Source organism: Streptomyces rubellomurinus (assembly GCF_000961885.1).
GTDB classification, from domain to species: Bacteria; Actinomycetota; Actinomycetes; order Streptomycetales; family Streptomycetaceae; genus Kitasatospora; species Kitasatospora rubellomurina.
In genome coordinates this window covers 1-547 of record NZ_JZKH01000307.1, presented here as the reverse complement: position 1 = coordinate 547, position 547 = coordinate 1, and the positions used below count along the sequence as shown (strand labels likewise).

At 69.3% G+C, this 547-nt stretch carries 1 protein-coding gene; it reads left to right on the top strand.

The window, feature by feature from the left end; all coding sequences use genetic code 11:
* On the top strand, positions 1-547 hold a 547-nt coding region (locus VM95_RS37960; RefSeq protein WP_045706160.1), incomplete at both ends, for a zinc-binding dehydrogenase.

Genomic DNA, 547 nt, shown 5'->3' with positions numbered 1-547 from the left:
CTGCCTCTCGGTCGAACTGGAGTCCCCGGACGGCCACAACGACACGATGATGGACCCGGAGCAGCGCATCTGGGGCTTCGAGACCAACTTCGGCGGCCTGGCCCAGCTCGCGCTGGTGAAGACCAACCAGCTGCTGCCCAAGCCCAAGCACCTCACCTGGGAGGAGGCCGCCTCCCCGGGCCTGGTCAACTCCACCGCGTACCGCCAGCTGGTCTCGCGCAACGGTGCCGGCATGAAGCAAGGCGACAACGTGCTGATCTGGGGCGCCAGCGGCGGCCTCGGCTCGTACGCCACCCAGTACGCGCTGGCCGGCGGCGCCACCCCGATCTGCGTGGTCTCCAGCGACCAGAAGGCCGAGATCTGCCGGGCCATGGGCGCCGAGGCGATCATCGACCGCTCCGCCGAGGGCTACAAGTTCTGGAAGGACGAGAACAACCAGGACCCGCGCGAGTGGAAGCGCCTCGGCGCCAAGATCCGCGAGTTCACCGGCGGCGAGGACGTCGACATCGTCTTCGAGCACCCGGGCCGGGAGACCTTCGGCGCCTCG